We start from the raw sequence: 15,048 nt of genomic DNA, 5'->3' as shown, positions 1-15,048 counted from the left end.
TGAGGGCCATCTGGAACTATCTGACATGTGACTTATAGATGCGTATGCTGGAGATGCTCGCCAGAGCCGGTGAGCAGAACGGAGTGGCATCATGTCGAATGCATCAATCCAGGGCCGGTTCGCCGGCAAGGTCGCGATCGTCACCGGGGGCGTGTCCGGCATCGGGGCGACGATCACCCAGCGGCTGATCGTGGAGGGCGCCTCGGTGGTCGTCGCGGACATCAACGCCGAGCTGATCGCGAGCGCCGCCGAGACCTTCGGCGATCGTGTGTGGGGTCGGCGCACCGACGTCACCGACGAGGCGGACTTCTCCGCGCTGGTCGCCGAGACCGTCGAACGTTTCGGCACGCTCGACGCGCTCTTCAACGTCGCCGGTGGATCACGTGCCGGGACGATCACCGACATCTCCTTCGAGGACTGGGACTTCACGGTCCGGCTGAACCTCTACAGCGCCTTCAACGGCACGCGTCTCGCCGCACGCCAGTTCCTCGCCGAGGGCAAGGCCGGCGCGATCGTCAACATCGCCTCCCTCAACTCGCTCGTTCCGATGCACTTCGGCGTCGGATACACGGCGGCGAAGGCCGGCGCGGTCATGCTCACGAAGCAGGCGGCACTCGAACTCGGCGAGCACGGGATCCGCGTGAACGCGGTGTCACCGGGCCTCGTCGCGACGCCGTTGACGAAGTCGCTGACCGACATCCCCGGTGTGCAGGCCGCGTACGACGAGCGCATCCCGCTCCGTCGTGCCGCCGCCCCCGAGGAGATCGCCGCTGCCGCACTGTTCCTCGCGAGCGACGACGCCTCGTACATCTCGGGCGACAACCTCGTCGTGGACGGGGCCTGGCAGACCACCGGCTATCCGGACCTGCGGCCGTTCATGAGCTGATCGGTCACGCTCGCGGCCGTCATCTACCCGCTCGGAGAGACGACCTTGACGCGGGAGTGGCCCGAGGGCCCTCCGGTGGACTCGATGTAGGTCTTGAACGCCTGGAGGGTCCCACGCACGACCCGTCCGGCGAGGCCGAGCGCGGCCGCGGTGCGTTCCATCGCGTTGACCGGCTTCCAGTGCACCGTGACGTCCACGCGGGTCTGCTGCTTGTCGATCGCCTCGAACGCGGCGTCGCCGCTGAACCAGACGTCGCCCTCGATGGTGCGCCAGACCAGGCGCTCCTCCGGGAGTTGCTCCAGGATCTCGGCCAGGAACTGACGCGAGAGCTTGCCGATCGCGACGGTCCAGCGACTGTAGACCTCACCGGTCAGCTTCACCTCGCGCACAGCCGGCAAGAACTCCGGGTACGACTCGAAGTCGACCCACTGCTTGTAGACGGCCGCGATCGGCAGGTCGACGACGATGCTGTGCTGCACGGTCGAGACGCCGTCCTCCGCCGCCCGGGTCCGCTTCGTCGTCTCGTCGGTCTGGGGCTCGTTCGATCCGTCGTCGGGCCCGGCTGCGGTGCTTCCTCGTCGCTTCATTTATCCTTCTTGCCGTTGCCGTTGCCGTTGCCGTTGCCGTTGCCGTTGCCGTTGCCGTTGTCGCCGTTCTTACCCTTGTCCCCATTCTTCCCGGAGTCGTCCCCGTTCCCGTCATCCGTCGGCGTCACCGGTTCGACGGGGGTGGCGGGATCGACCGAGCTGGGCTCGGCGGTCGGGGTCGGGGTCGGGGTGGGGGTGGCCGGTGTGAGATCGGCTCGCACCGCCGAGATGGCGGCTCGGATGGTCGTCGCGCGGGCCGCCGAGACAGCCCCGGACGCCTCCGCCTCAGCCAGCTTCGCTTCGAGTGCGTCGAGTGCGCTCAGCGCACCTGTCGTGTCGCCGGCGGCGGCCGCGTTCGCCACCCCGAGCACGCTGCTCTGCAACTGCTGACCGGTCGCGGGCTCGAGGTCGGCTGGCGCCCCGGCGCAACCGCTCAGCAGCGCGACGACGATGAGGGGTGTGGCGATCAACCCGAGTCCAGACCTCCGTCGGAGCGTCATGGCGTCACCTCCCGCATGAGTTCATCCAGATGCGTCGACAACGGCTCGGGCAGGGTGGGCAGCGTCGGGGCGGGCGGCTGCGCCTGGGACACGAGGATCCAGACGACCGCGACGGTGATCACCAGCAGCACGGCCGCGAGGATCAGCCAGCGTCGAAGGCGCCGCGGCTGGCGCATCGCGGCCTGGCGCCGTGCACCGCCGTCGAGACGTCGCTCCGAGCGGCGGGCGCCGTCGAGCACCGCGGTCGGCCCGGTCTCGGCGGGCGTGTCCGCCGTCGGCGCGAGCGGTGTCGTCGCCGTCAGGAGCCCCGTCGATCCCTCCGGTGCGGTGGCGGGCGGTGTCGTCGAGTCGAGCCGTTCGGTCGCAGCCGTGGGTTCCGGGTCTGCAGTCACCAGCGGTGCCGAGGTCGCGACGGTCGCATCCGCCGGGTCCAGCGCGGGATCCATGCCACGGACGGCCACCGCCACCTCGAGGGCGGTGGGGCGCTGGGCCGGTTCGGACGCCGTCATCGCGGTGAGGAGCGACTTCCACTGGTACCCGAGCTCGCCGGGGATCGTCGGCGGCGCGTTCAGTCGCGCCATGAGGGAATCGTGCGTGGTGGTCTGCGGGTAGGCGCGGCGACCGGTCAGCGCTTCGAGGAGCACGAGTCCCAACGCGTACACGTCGGCTGGCGTCGCCGGGTCCGCACCACGGACCAGCTCTGGGCTGAGATAGGCGACCGTGCCCATCAACGAGCCAGGCGCGGTCATCCGGGTGCTGTCGATGAGGTACGCGATGCCGAAGTCAGCAAGCTTCGCGCGATACTCCTGGTGGGGCAGGATCGTCGGTCGCAGCAACACGTTCGACGGCTTGATGTCGCGGTGGACGACCCGCGCCGCGTGCACGGTGTGGAGCGCCTCTGCGAGGTCGACGGCCATCGCGGCGACCTCGGACGACGGAAGCGGCGACCGGGCGATGCGTTGGGACAGCGTCGGACCGTCGACGTGCTCCATGACGAGGTACGAACCGTCGCCGGCGACGACCCTGGCATCGAACAGGGTGACGAGGGCGGGGTGGTTCAGCGACGCCAGCAGGCGCGTCTCCGAAGCGGTCCTGGCGCCGTCGGTCGCATCGGTCGTGCCCGGGCGGAACAGCTTGACCGCCACCTTGCGCCCGAGCACCTCGTCGGTCGCCAGATGGACGGTCGCCATCCCGCCGGCACCGATCGGTCGCTCGAGTCGGTACCGACCGTCGAGGAGCTCGCCGGTGCGAGGCGGCGCGGTAGCCGGGTCGGTCATGGGTGGCGCGGTCGGTCCGGTCGTCAGAGGACGGGGCCGTCGTTGTCGGTCGTGCTGCGGCGGGTGACGCGCTCGCCGCTACCGGGGTCGACGGCGGAGCGCGTGGTCGAGGAGACCTGTCGACGGCGGAGCACGAGCACGAGCGAGATGAGGAACACCACTGCGCCGGCGGCCATGAGGATGTACCCGATGAGCGTGAGGTCCACAGCGGGGACGTCGACGTTCACGGCGAAGGCGAGGATGGCGCCGATGACGATCAGGGCGATTCCGGTTCCGAGACCCATGAGTAGCTCCTCTTCTCGACGACCGTGAGTTCGAGCGGATCGCTCAAGGGGTGTTCACGGACGTCTCAGCCTATTATTGAGTCAATCACGGTTGAGTCAACGGGGGTTGTGTCGGTGGAGTCGCTGGCGGTAAGGGCGTCCAAGTTCGCCGCGCTCTCGGAGCCGGCGCGGCTGCGCATCGTGGACCTCCTGGCGCTCGGTGACCTCTCACCGACCGAGATCCAGCTCGCTCTCGGGATCGGGTCGAACCTCGTCTCCCACCACCTCAGCGTCCTCCAGCGAGCGGGGATCCTCTCGCGCTCGCGATCGGAGTCCGATGGACGCCGCAACTACGTGCGGCTCGTCCCGGGGGCGTTCGACCGCCTCGCGCCCGAACCGATCAGCGCCCCGGCGCGGGTCGTCTTCGTCTGCACGGCGAACTCGGCGCGGTCGCAGATGGCGGAGGCGCTCTGGCAGGACCGCAGCTCCGTCCCCGTCGCATCGGCGGGTAGTCGGCCGGCGAGCGAGGTCAACCCGGGCGCGGTTCGGGCCGCGGCGCGCCATGGCGTCCGGATCCGTCCGAGGGTCCCACGCGCGACCTCGGAGGTCCTCCGGCACGGCGACTTCGTCATCACCGTGTGCAACCGGGCGCACGAGGAACTCGAGGGGAGGGACGACCTGCACTGGTCGATCCCCGACCCTGCCGCGCCTGCGACGGACGAGGCGTTCGACGAAGCGTTCCGGGACATCCGTCTCCGCGTCGACGAGTTCGTCAGTCGGCTGGCGCCGGCCGTCGGGTAGGAGCGGGACGCCCTGCGATGGCAGCTGGTCGCGGCACCGACCTCACCCGGCGTCGGGCAGGAGTTCCGGGCACTCGTTGCCGGGCACGGTCGCCAACTCGAAGTGCCAGATCTCGTTCGCGTAGGTCTGGCAGAGGCCGTAGTCGGCGCCGTGCTCGATGAGCCAGTAGTCCGCGTCCGTCGCACCGATGTCGACGGCCGCCCCGCGCGTGTGCGAGGAGCCCTCGGGCGTGGCGACGTACTGCCGGGCGGCCGCCTCACTGCCGTACTGGAGGATCGCCTCGTCGAGCAGGTGCTGCTGGTACGCCGTGCTCCGCCAGCCGGAGCTCACGTACAGCGCGATGTCGTCCTGCGCCGCCGCGTCGGTCGCCTGCTGGACGGCCTCCAGGAGGTCCGCATCGAGGTTTGCGATGGCCGGGAGGTCGGTGTCGTAGGCCGAGTACCGGTTCTCCTCCAGCACACCGTCGTCGGCCCCGAACGCGCCATCCGTCGTGGTCGCGGTTCCGGCATGCGCGTCTCCGGACGGCCGCTCGGCCAGCGCGGTGATCCCGCGGGTGATGGTCGGCGCGACGCCCGTGCACGCGACCAGGGCGATCGCGGCGGTGAGGGCGGCGGCCGTGGCGGCGAGGATGACGACGGCTCGGTCGGAGCCTCTGCGGGCGACGGTGCTCCGTCGGCCCGCGCGGCGGTGCGGCTGCTGCTGGTGCTGGATGTCGTGCTGCATGGTTCCTCCTCGGCGGTCGTCGGTGTTCGGCACGCGACGACCGGGCCCCCAGTCCAGCTCGACGGCGGTTGCGCGGGCGTCGGACGATCACCAGACGGTTCCGAAACACGGTGCCGCCTACGATCGACACGACGCCCATCGCGGGCGCCGGAGTGACGCCATCGACGCGTCATCCGTCCCGAACGCCGGAGGTCCCATGCGTGTCCTGATCGCCGAGGACGAGCAGTACCTCGCCGAGAGCATCCTCGAGGGCCTGCAGCACGAGGGGCTTGCCGCGGACCTCGTGTTCGACGGTGACACCGCGCTCGAGCGGCTCGCCGTCAACGCCTACGACGTCGTCGTCCTCGACCGCGATCTCCCGGGCACGCACGGCGACGACGTCTGCCGCTGGATCATCGCCCAGGAACTGCCCTGCCGGGTGCTCATGCTCACCGCGGCCGCCGACCTCGACGACAAGGAGAGCGGCTTCGAGATCGGCGCCGACGACTACCTGACCAAGCCGTTCGAGCTGCGTGAGCTCGTCCTCCGGCTCCGGTCGCTGGCGCGTCGACCCAAGGCGTCGCTCCCGCCCGTCCTCGAATACGCCGGTGTGCGGCTCGACCCGTTCCGCCGCGAGGTGTACCGCAACGGCCGGTACGTGCGCCTGGCGAAGAAGCAGTTCGCGGTGCTGGAGATCCTGCTTGCGGCGAAGGGCGGCGTCGTGAGTGCCGAAGAGCTCCTCGAGCGCGCCTGGGACGAGCACGCCGACCCGTTCACGAACGCCGTGCGGGTGACGATGTCCACGCTCCGGAAGGTGCTCGGCGAGCCGTGGATCATCCACACCGTGCCGGCCGTCGGCTACCGGGTGCTCCCGCCGGGTGAGGGCCCCGCTGAGACGAGCGGCGCGGACGCCGACGACGAGGTCGACGGCGACGAGGTGGGCGCATGACCGCCGCTCCGGCCGGCGGTGACGACGCCCGGCCGACGTGGATGACCGCTCGCGTCAAACTCACCGCGACCTATGCGGCCTTCACCGTCGTGACGGGACTCATCGCGCTCATCGTCATCAACGTGATCATCTGGCGGTTCCCCGACTACCCGCTCGCACTGGCGAGCGATCCGAGGCAGTTGTCCGGCATCACGCGCGGTGAGATCCGCGATTCGCTCATCAACTACTCGATGCTCGCGCTCCTCGCGATGGCCGTGATCGGCACCGGCGTCGGCTGGATCGTGGCCGGACGGGTGCTGCGGCCGCTGCGGGACCTCAACGCGGCCGTTCGCGCGGCGGCGGAGGGCTCGCTCGACCACCGCATCGCGATGACGGGTCGCCGCGACGAGTTCCGCGAGCTCGCCGACCGCTTCGACGACATGCTCGCACGCCTCGAGCAGTCGTTCCTGACGCAGAAGCGGTTCGCGGCCAACGCCTCGCACGAACTGCGGACGCCGCTCGCGACGATGAAGATGCTCATCGAAGTCGCCCAGGCCGACCCGGAGGGCCGCGACGTCGACCGCGCGTTGCGGCGGCTGCACGAGACGAACGAGCGGGGGATCGCGATCGTCGAGGCCCTCCTGCAGCTGAACCAGCTCGATCGCCGCCCACTCGTCACCTCGCCCGTCGACCTGGCGGCGGTGGCCCGCGACGCGTCGCAGCTCATCTCGCCGGAAGCCGCGGACGCCGGGGTCACGATCTCGTCGACCGTCCGGAGCGCATCCGTGCGCGGTAACCGCGTGCTCCTCCAACAGCTGTTGACGAACCTGCTGTCGAACGCCGTGCGCTACAACAGCGGTCCGGGCGGCTGGGTCTCGGTGTGGGTCGGACCCGACCCGCAGGCGCCGGGACGCGCCGTCGTCGTGGTCAGCAACTCGGGGCCGCTGCTCGACGAGGCCGAGGTGGCGCGGTTCGTGGAGCCCTTCGACCGGCGGGACGCGCGGATGGCGCGGGCTGCCGGTCGCGATCGGGGGAACGGTCTCGGGCTGACCCTGGGTGCCCGCATCGTCGAGCTGCACGGTGGGTCGCTGCGGCTCGCACCGCTGCCGGCGGGCGGGCTCGAGGCGACGGTGCTGTTGCCGGCTCACGACGCCGACCAGGCCGGAGCCTGACCGCGGAACGAGGGAACCTGGAACGATGGAACGGCCGACCGATCACGGGATCGGTCGGCCGCTCAGGCTGGTGTGCCGGTCACTGCACGGCGCAGGCCCTGGCCTCATCGAACAGGTCCTCCGGCAGGTCCCACGCTCCGTTCGCATCGGGGTCCGGGACGTCGAACCCCTGGTCACGCAGGCACTGGGCGCGGAGCCGGAGCTCGTCGGAGATCTCGGCCTTGCTGGGCTGGTCGGGGTTCACCGGCGGCGGGCCGAGTTCGTCGGCGCAGGCGTCGTAGGCCGTGTTCATCGCCTCGCCACCGTCGAGGGTGATCGCGGTACCGGGTTCCGGGTCCGGGACGTCGAACCCCTGGTCGCGCAGGCAGCCCGCGAGGGAGATCGTGTAGTCGTCGAACGCCTCGGCGTACGAATCGGCGGTCGAGGGCGATGCACCGCTCGACGGGGCCTCCGCGGATCCGGAGCAGGCGGTGAGCCCGAGCATGAGGGCGAGGACGGGGACGGCGAAGCCGATGGCTGTGGGTCGGCGCATGGGTGGTCCTTTCTGACGGGCGACCGGTGTCGGTCACCTGGCCATCCCATCAACCGGCCTGTTCCGTCCTCGTCTCCCGATCGCCAGACGTCTTCAACACCCCACTCCTGCCCGCGAACTGTCACCAACGGCTCGTCGGGGCGGCCCGGACTGGCAGCACGTGACAGTTCGCGGGCAGGGGAGGGGTCAGTTCATGCGTGTGACGATCCAGACGATCAGCGTTCCGAGGACGAAGGCGACGGGGATCCACCTCCCGGATCGTCGCAACCTGCGGCCGGATGAAGCGACACCCGGCGGCGGGGTGAGCAGCCCGATCGCGGGTGGGCCGGCCTGAGCGCCGGGTGCAAGCGGGTGCTCCGGAGCTCCGGACGTCTGCGTCTGCAAGCGGTCGTCCCGCCACCGAGCCCACTGGTCCAACTTCGTCATCAGCGCGTCGACGATGCCGAACAGCCAGGCCCAGGTGTCGGGATCGAGGGTCGACACCTCCCGTTTCGTGTACAGGAACAGCCAGTCGTCGATGATCTCCACGTCGAGCTCGGCGGCGTGGTCGATGAACCTCGCCATGATGTCCGGCGTGAACAGATAGAGCGCGTCGCGTTCGTAGCCTTCGGGGCAGTAGAGCGTGAAGTGCCGGTCGAAGTCGCCTTCCAGGGAGAGTCGCTGGGCCCGTTGGAACGCCGCCGGGAGGTTCGAGCCGAACCCGTTGTTGCCGATCGCATCGAGCACGATGTTCGGCAGGGGGACGTCGAGCTTCACCGCGACGTATCCCCAGTGGTGGGTCGTCGAACTCTTCCCGTGACGGACCGTGTACCGGTAGTTGCCGAACTCCACGGCGCGGGGACGACCACCCCGCAGCACGTCGGTCGACTGCCGCGACGATCCGATCCCGAAGATCATGCCGGGGAACGGAGGGTAGCTGAGGTCTGCGGTGTAGGTCATCCCGTTGGCCGCGGCGAATCGGGAGAGGCGGAAGCGCTTGATGCGCCTCGTACGCCAGGAGAGGACTGCGAACACCGCGACGGCGGCGGCCGCGAGGAGCCCGATCCCGAGCAGCGGCGTCGGGCCGGAGCCGCCTCGAGAGGGCGAGGGCAGCGTTCCCAACAGGACGAACCCGGCGACGGTGACCACGACGATCGCCGCGAGCAGGCCGATGAACAGCCGGGCGGACGGCGCGCGATGGAACGAGGGCGCTTTCGCCATGGCGTCACGGTCGATGGGGTCGATGAGCGCGCGGGTGTCGATCGTGCCGTCCATCCCCTCACGCTACCTGCCCGCGAACGGTCACCAACGGCTCGTCCGAGCGGCCCGGATGAGCAGCACGTGACAATTCGCGGGCAGGGGAGGGATCACATCGAGCGGCGGAGCCAGCTTTCGACGCCGGACACATGGACCGTGACCAGCGCACGGGTGAGTTCGGTGTCGCGCTTCTCGAGGGCGTCGACGATCGCGTGGTGCTCCTGGAGGGTGCGGGCGACGGCCTTCTCCTCGGTGAGGCCGCGCCAGATGCGGGCCCGGACCGTCTTGCTGCCGAGGGCGGCGAGCAGACTCGCGAGGTAGGCGTTGCCACTCAGCTCGATCACGCGGGCGTGGAACTGCAGGTCGTGCGCGACGAGGTCCTCGACCGTCGTGGACTCGTCGACCTCGTCGACCATGCTGCGCAGCTCGGCGATCCGCTCGTCGTCGAGGTGCTGGATCGCCATCACCGACGCGGAGGGTTCGAGGATGCGGCGCACCTCGAACATCTCGATGAGGGAGGCGTCGGCGTGCATGTCGATGACGAACGACATCGCCTCGTGCAACAGACTCGGCTCCAGCGTCGTGACGTAGGTGCCGTCGCCGCGACGGACGTCGAGCACGCGGATGAGCTCCAACGCCTTCACCGCCTCGCGGAGGGAGCTGCGGGAGAGTCCCAGGGTCTCGCTGAGCTCCTTCTCCGGAGGGAGGCGCTGACCGGGGGTGAGGTCGCCGGCGACGATCATCGCCTGGATCCGCGCGATCGCCTCGTCCGTGACTGCCATGCGACCCCCTGCTCGAGCGAGACGGTCACGTGGAACACCGCCTCGCGCCATGATACATCCGACGTTTCCGCGGGCCGCGCCCCGACCTGCCTCCACGCACCGCCGACACCTGGCACCTTGTGTTACGTCAGGTTGAGCGCCCTCTCGCGGCCCGTCCGATCACTCCCTACTGTTGCTGCAACCCGACGTCCCGGTGCGCCCCGACCGCACCGACAGCGGACGCCGGCACGCTCCACCACCCCCTGCACCGTCCCGCACCCCACAGTCATCTGGAGTCCCCATGCGTCGTCGATCGCGCCTCGCGCTGTCTCTTGTCACCCTGGCCGTCGTGGCCGGCCTCGCCACCGGCTGTTCCCTCAAGCAGTCCTCGTCCAGCGAGTCGACGAGCGGCGCCGCTGCCAGCTCCGCCGCCTCCGACGTCGACGTCCCCTCGCTCGAGGGCAAGACCGTCGGCGTCGCCGCCAAGGACGTCGTCCGCGACTTCGGCCGCCTCACCTACCAGGGTGTGCAGGACCGCCTGGAGGAGCTCGGCGCCAAGGTCGTCGCCACCCAGGCCGACGCGCAGGACGACAAGCACCTGGCCAACGTCGAGAACCTCGTCTCGCAGAAGGTCGACGCGATCGTCGTCATCCTCGGCGACGCGACCACCCTCGCCCCGGCGCTGCAGCAGGCGAAGGACGCCGGCATCCCGGTCTTCACGATCGACCACGCCAGCGAGAACTCGGTGAACAACATCGGTTCCGACAACTGGCAGATCGGCTCCACCCTCGCCCGCACGCTCGCCGAGGACATCGGCGGGAAGGGCAAGGTGCTCGTCTTCAACGGCTTCTACGACGTCACCCCCTGCCAGATCCGTTACGACGAGTTCAAGCTCGTGCTGAAGAACTACCCGAACATCGAGATCATCGAGCCCGAGCTGCAGGACATCTACGAGGGCACCATCGAGGACGCCAAGCAGAAGACGAACGACGCGCTCACCCGCTACCCCAAGGGCGAGATCTCGGCCGTGTGGTCGTGCTGGGACCTCCCCGCGATCGGAGCCTCGCAGGCCATCGACGCGGCGGGCCGCGATGAGATCAAGGTCTACGGCGTCGACGCCGAGCCCGGAGCGCTCGACCTGATCCAGGACCCCGACTCGGTGTACCAGTTCACGGTCGCGCAGCAGCCGACCCTGTTCGGGACGACGAGCGCGAACAACGTGGCCCTGTACCTCGGTGGCAAGCAGGACGAGGTGCCGCTGAGCACCTACCTCGACGCCGTGTTCATCGACAAGGCGAACGTCGCCGACGAGCGCAAGCGACTCGGCCTGGAATGACGCACGACACCTCGATCGACGGTCAGGCCGCCCAGCGCTCGCTGGGCGGTCGGTCCGGTGCCGCCACGACCGAAGCCTCGGCTCCCGCCGTGAGCATGCGTGGCATCGCGAAGGACTTCGGCGGCGTCCGGGTGCTGGACGACGTCGACCTCGAGGTGCACCCCGGCGAGGTCGTCGCACTCGTCGGTGAGAACGGCGCGGGCAAGTCGACGCTCATCAAGATCCTCACCGGCCTCTATACGGCGAGCGAGGGCACCATCGAGATCGACGGCGAACCGGTCGTCATCCGCAACCCGGGTGACGCCGAACGCCTCGGTGTCCGCGTCATCCACCAGGATCGCCACCTGGCCGGTCGACTCACGGTCGCGGAGCAGCTGTTCCTCGGCTCGCGCACCGCGTTCCTCACCGGCCGGCAGCTCGACCGCCGCGCCGAACGCGAGCTGCTCGACCTCGTCGGGCTCGACGTACCGGGCAAGACCCTCGTCGACGAGCTGAGCGTCGCCGAGCAGCAACTCCTGCAGCTCGCGATCGCGACGATCACGCGCCCACGGGTCCTCGTGCTCGACGAACCCACCGCGCCGCTCGCCGCCGGCGACGTCGAGCGACTGTTCCGCACCGTCCGGACCCTGCAGGGCCAGGGCGTCGCCGTCATCTACATCTCCCACTACCTGCAGGAGGTGCGCGACATCGCGTCCCGCGTCGTCGTGCTCCGCAACGGTGAGCGCGTCGGTGCCCTCGACCTCGCCGATCCCGAGGCGACCCTCGACGCCATCGTCCAGCTCATGGTGGGGCGGAGCGTCGAGGAGTTCGGCGACCGCGAACGGATCGTCGCCGACGCCGGCGCCGAACCGGTGCTCGCGATCGACGGACTGACGATCCCCGAACGCCTGCACGGCGTCTCGATCGCCGTCCGTCCGGGCGAGATCGTGGGCGTCACGGGCCTCGTCGGCTCGGGCCTCGAGGAGCTGGCCGACGCGGTCACCGGCTTGCGTGCGCACGGCGGAACCGTGCGGCTCGGCCGGGCGACGATCCGCTCGCCGCGCGCCTTCGTCCGGGCGGGCGGGGCGTACGTCCCGGCGAACCGCCACCGCGACGGCATCCTGAACCGCCAGTCCGTCCGCGAGAACCTCACGCTCGCCGCGCTCGACCGCATCACCGGGCTCGGCGGGATCCTGCGGGGTCGACGCGAGCGGGAGATCGCCGCAGACCTCGTCACGAGACTCGACGTCCGGCCCGCGAACGACACCGCCGTGGCCGGGAGCCTCTCCGGCGGCAACCAGCAGAAGGTCGTGCTCGGTCGGTGGCTCGCGGCCGGGTCGACGGTGTTCGTGCTCGACCAGCCGACCTCCGGCGTCGACATCGGGTCGCGTCAGCAGATCTACGCGGAGATCGACGCGCTCGTCGCGCAGGGCGCCGGCGTCCTGCTCGTGAGCGTCGACCTCGAGGAACTCATCGGGCTCGCCGACCGCGTCCTCGTGCTGTACCGCGGGACGATCCGGGCGGAGCTGCCCCGATCGCAGGCGACCGCCGACACGATCCTCGCCTGGTCGACGGGCGCCGCCGAGGTCGCCTCCACGCCGTCGGCCCCCTCGGTCCCGCCGGTCCCTGAGCTTGTCGAAGGGCAAGAACCGCTTGTCGACGGGTCCACCTCGTCAACCGATGCGGATCCTGACAAATCAACCGCCCCGGTCCCTGAGCTTGTCGAAGGGCCCACGTCGTCTACGCAGGCTGATCCCCAGAGGTCTGCCCCGTCGGCAGGCCCCGGAGGCGCCACGCCACCCACCCGAGGAGCCTCCGCATGACCGCGCTCTCCGCTCCACCCGCTGCGCCCTCGGCTGCGGCGGAGTCCACGACGAAGCGTCGTCCGGTCTCCCGGTTGGGACTCATCGGCTACGCGATCGTCGTCATCGAGGTCGTCGTCTTCGCGGTCGCCTCGCCCGGCTTCCTCGACCCGGCCAACCTCGCGACGATCCTCACCCAGTCCGCGGTCTACGCGATCGCGGCCTTCGGCCTGTCCATCGTCGTCGTCACGGGTGGTGAGGACGTCGTCCGCGGCGGCATCGACCTCTCCATCGGCGCCGTCCTCGGCTTCTCCGGCGCGCTCGTCGCGGTGCTCCTGCAGGCCGAGCTCGGTCTGCCGCTCGCGCTGCTCATCGGGCTCGGAGCCACGGCGGTCATCGGGCTCGTGAACGGTCTCGTCGTCGTCGCCGAGATCCGCCCGCTGCTCGTCACCCTCGCGATGATGAGCATCGTCACGAGTCTCACGATCGTCATCACGAACAACGTCAAGGTGCCCGTCTCCGACGCCGGGCTGGTCTGGCTGCGGAGCGGACATGTCGTCGGTGTCCCTGCCGCGGTCGTCGTGCTGCTCGTCGTCTTCGCGGTCGCCGCCTTCGCCACCGGGCGGACCAGCTGGGGCGTGAAGAACGCCGCGGTCGGGCAGAATCCGACGGCCGCACGGGTGGCCGGGATCGACGTCAACCGCCACATCGTCGTCAGCTACGTCCTCGCGGCGGTCCTCGCCGGGATCGCGGGCGTCCTCATGACCAGTCGGTTGTCCGCTGCCCTGCCGGGGATCGGCGAGCAGTCGCTCATCGACATCCTCCTCGCGACATTCCTGTCCATCGCGTTCTCCCGTCGGCTCGTCGTCACGATCACGGGGACCCTGTTCAGTGCCGTGTTCGTCGCGATCCTCACCAACGGCTTCAGTCAGCTCGGCGTCCCGAGCCAGTGGATCGGCATCACCAAGGGTGTGCTGATCCTGCTGGTCCTCGCGGTCGCCGCGATCCGCGAACGGAGCGTCAAGCGATGAGTGTCGACACGCGCACGCAATCCTCCGCCACCACCGGCGTCTCCGTCCCGAACGCCGGATCGGCTGGACCGGGAGGCGGTGATGACCAGCGTCCCGGCGGCCCGCTCTCGAGGCTGACGGTCCGTGGCCTCGGTGCCGCGGTCCCGCAGGCGCTCGCCCCCGCCGTGCTGGCGGCGTTGCTCATCGTGTTCGCGGTGCTGTCGCCGTCGTTCCTGACCGCCGACAACCTGCTCGGGGTGCTCAACCAGAACGCGCTGCTCCTCCTCGCGGCCGTCGCGATGACGGTCGTCGTCCGCGCCGGTGGAATCGACCTCTCGATCGGTGTCGCCATCGACCTCGCGGCGCTCACCGCGTCGGCGCTCCTGGCCGACGACTACGTGGCATGGGTGGCGATCGTCGGCGGTCTGGTCGTCGGTCTGCTCGTCGGGGCCGTGAACGCGTTCCTCATCGTGGTGCTCCGCATCCGACCGTTCCTCGCGACGCTGAGCGTCTGGTTCATCGGTGGTGGCGTGCAGCAGGTCGCGACCGACGGCGGGTCGCCCATCTATCTGTCGCGGAGCAGCGTGCCGGACGAGTTCGCGTGGTTGGGTGCCGGCACCGTGCTCGGCGTCGCCGCACCGATCGTCGTCGCCGTGCTCGTGCTGATCATCGTCTGGGCTGCGCTCGAACGGAGTCGCTGGGGTCGGGTGCTGACCGCGGCGGGGGAGCAGCCGACGGCGACCCGGATCTCCGGGCGGTTGGCTGGGACGTCGATGGCGACGGCGTTCATCTTCGCCGCCGGGATCGCGGCCATCGCCGGGCTGATCCTGGCCTCGCGGAGCCAGGGCTTCGTCGCCAACAGCGGCCAGCTCTACGTGCTCGACTCCATCGGGGCGGTGTTCATCGGGACGACGCTGAGTCGGACCGGGCGGCCGAACCTCTTCGGGACGCTCGTCGGTGTGCTCATCTTCGCGCTGCTGACGAACGGGATGAACCTCATCGGGCTGTCCTTCTACTGGCAGGGCCTCGCCCGTGGTGTCGTCCTGATCCTGATCCTGCTCCTCGGCGTCCTCCTGGCGCGCGACCGGTCCCGCAAACCCCTCACGTGACGCCCACCCGACCCTCGCTGTGGCGGTGTGGTTGCGCCAGCGCGGTGCGCTGACGCGAGCGCGCCCCATAGGCGTGAGCGCGGGTCTCTGGAGACCCGCGCTCACGCACATGACCCGCGGCGAGGCCCAGCGCACCGCGCTGGCATCGGGTCCCCCTGAGCGGGCCT

16 protein-coding genes are annotated in these 15,048 nt (G+C 70.1%); 8 read left to right on the top strand and 8 right to left on the bottom strand.

Translation table 11 applies throughout. The features are described 5' to 3' along the window. Positions 1-91 precede the first annotated feature (91 nt). Positions 92-886, top strand: coding sequence for an SDR family NAD(P)-dependent oxidoreductase (locus BWO91_RS16600; RefSeq protein ID WP_079003341.1), 795 nt, complete (start codon positions 92-94; stop codon positions 884-886). A 23-nt stretch (positions 887-909) separates the two neighbouring features. Here BWO91_RS16600 and BWO91_RS16595 read toward each other — a convergent pair whose 3' ends face one another. From BWO91_RS16595 to BWO91_RS16580, 4 genes are read right to left on the bottom strand one after another with little or no spacing between them, the layout of a single operon-like run. Further along, positions 910-1,473, bottom strand: a complete 564-nt coding sequence (locus BWO91_RS16595; protein WP_079003340.1) for an SRPBCC family protein — start codon at positions 1,471-1,473, stop codon at positions 910-912. Then, the gene (locus tag BWO91_RS16590; protein ID WP_079003339.1) at positions 1,470-1,973 is read right to left on the bottom strand and encodes a hypothetical protein; all 504 of its coding nucleotides are present in this window, start codon (positions 1,971-1,973) and stop codon (positions 1,470-1,472) included. The genes BWO91_RS16595 and BWO91_RS16590 overlap by 4 nt, the downstream gene beginning before the upstream one ends. Continuing rightward, positions 1,970-3,250, bottom strand: coding sequence for a serine/threonine-protein kinase (locus BWO91_RS16585; RefSeq protein ID WP_079003338.1), 1,281 nt, complete (start codon positions 3,248-3,250; stop codon positions 1,970-1,972). Before BWO91_RS16585 ends, BWO91_RS16590 begins: the two co-directional genes overlap by 4 nt. Before the next feature lie 23 nt (positions 3,251-3,273). Further along, a complete protein-coding gene (locus BWO91_RS16580; protein WP_064295666.1) occupies positions 3,274-3,534 on the bottom strand; it encodes a DUF6458 family protein in 261 nt (86 codons plus the stop codon). A gap of 114 nt (positions 3,535-3,648) precedes the next feature. Between BWO91_RS16580 and BWO91_RS16575 the strand changes: the two genes are divergently transcribed. Continuing rightward, positions 3,649-4,314 carry a metalloregulator ArsR/SmtB family transcription factor gene (locus tag BWO91_RS16575; protein WP_346425806.1) on the top strand — a complete coding sequence of 222 codons (666 nt, stop codon included), beginning with the start codon at positions 3,649-3,651 and terminating at the stop codon, positions 4,312-4,314. Positions 4,315-4,356: 42 nt separating this feature from the next. Here BWO91_RS16575 and BWO91_RS16570 read toward each other — a convergent pair whose 3' ends face one another. After that, positions 4,357-5,037 (bottom strand): M15 family metallopeptidase, encoded by a 681-nt coding sequence (locus BWO91_RS16570; RefSeq protein WP_079004032.1) that lies wholly within the window; start codon positions 5,035-5,037, stop codon positions 4,357-4,359. Positions 5,038-5,233: 196 nt separating this feature from the next. Here BWO91_RS16570 and BWO91_RS16565 point away from each other — a divergent pair, with 196 nt between their 5' ends. Both BWO91_RS16565 and BWO91_RS16560 read left to right on the top strand, forming a co-directional pair. Continuing rightward, a complete protein-coding gene (locus BWO91_RS16565; RefSeq protein ID WP_079004031.1) occupies positions 5,234-5,965 on the top strand; it encodes a response regulator transcription factor in 732 nt (243 codons plus the stop codon). Beyond that, entirely contained in the window at positions 5,962-7,116 is a 1,155-nt protein-coding gene (locus tag BWO91_RS16560; RefSeq protein ID WP_079003336.1) for a sensor histidine kinase, read from the top strand. Before BWO91_RS16565 ends, BWO91_RS16560 begins: the two co-directional genes overlap by 4 nt. A 79-nt stretch (positions 7,117-7,195) precedes the next feature. Here the strand turns inward: BWO91_RS16560 and BWO91_RS19790 are convergent, their stop codons facing one another. From BWO91_RS19790 to BWO91_RS16540, 3 genes are all read right to left on the bottom strand, one after another. Continuing rightward, positions 7,196-7,648 (bottom strand): hypothetical protein, encoded by a 453-nt coding sequence (locus BWO91_RS19790; protein ID WP_064295670.1) that lies wholly within the window; start codon positions 7,646-7,648, stop codon positions 7,196-7,198. 186 nt (positions 7,649-7,834) lie between these two features. Further along, complete coding sequence (locus BWO91_RS16545; protein WP_079003333.1) at positions 7,835-8,902, bottom strand: hypothetical protein; 1,068 nt, start codon at positions 8,900-8,902, stop codon at positions 7,835-7,837. A 92-nt stretch (positions 8,903-8,994) separates the two neighbouring features. Beyond that, entirely contained in the window at positions 8,995-9,666 is a 672-nt protein-coding gene (locus BWO91_RS16540) for a FadR/GntR family transcriptional regulator (protein WP_064295672.1), read from the bottom strand. 280 nt (positions 9,667-9,946) lie between these two features. Between BWO91_RS16540 and BWO91_RS16535 the strand changes: the two genes are divergently transcribed. Genes BWO91_RS16535 through BWO91_RS16520 form a run of 4 tightly spaced genes read left to right on the top strand, consistent with a single transcriptional unit; the run spans position 9,947 to position 14,881 of the window. After that, positions 9,947-10,981: a sugar ABC transporter substrate-binding protein gene (locus BWO91_RS16535; RefSeq protein WP_064295673.1), complete on the top strand. Its 1,035-nt coding sequence runs from the start codon at positions 9,947-9,949 to the stop codon at positions 10,979-10,981. Continuing rightward, positions 10,978-12,783, top strand: a complete 1,806-nt coding sequence (locus tag BWO91_RS16530) for a sugar ABC transporter ATP-binding protein (protein WP_079003332.1) — start codon at positions 10,978-10,980, stop codon at positions 12,781-12,783. The genes BWO91_RS16535 and BWO91_RS16530 overlap by 4 nt, the downstream gene beginning before the upstream one ends. Continuing rightward, entirely contained in the window at positions 12,780-13,793 is a 1,014-nt protein-coding gene (locus BWO91_RS16525; RefSeq protein ID WP_079003331.1) for an ABC transporter permease, read from the top strand. The genes BWO91_RS16530 and BWO91_RS16525 overlap by 4 nt, the downstream gene beginning before the upstream one ends. Further along, a complete protein-coding gene (locus BWO91_RS16520) occupies positions 13,790-14,881 on the top strand; it encodes an ABC transporter permease (RefSeq protein ID WP_079003330.1) in 1,092 nt (363 codons plus the stop codon). The genes BWO91_RS16525 and BWO91_RS16520 overlap by 4 nt, the downstream gene beginning before the upstream one ends. The last annotated feature ends 167 nt before the right edge of the window (positions 14,882-15,048 follow it).

Source organism: Plantibacter flavus, from assembly GCF_002024505.1.
Taxonomy (GTDB): Bacteria; Actinomycetota; Actinomycetes; order Actinomycetales; family Microbacteriaceae; genus Plantibacter; species Plantibacter flavus_A.
Note: the sequence above shows the minus strand (reverse complement) of the source record. Positions and strands in the feature narration are given on the sequence as shown.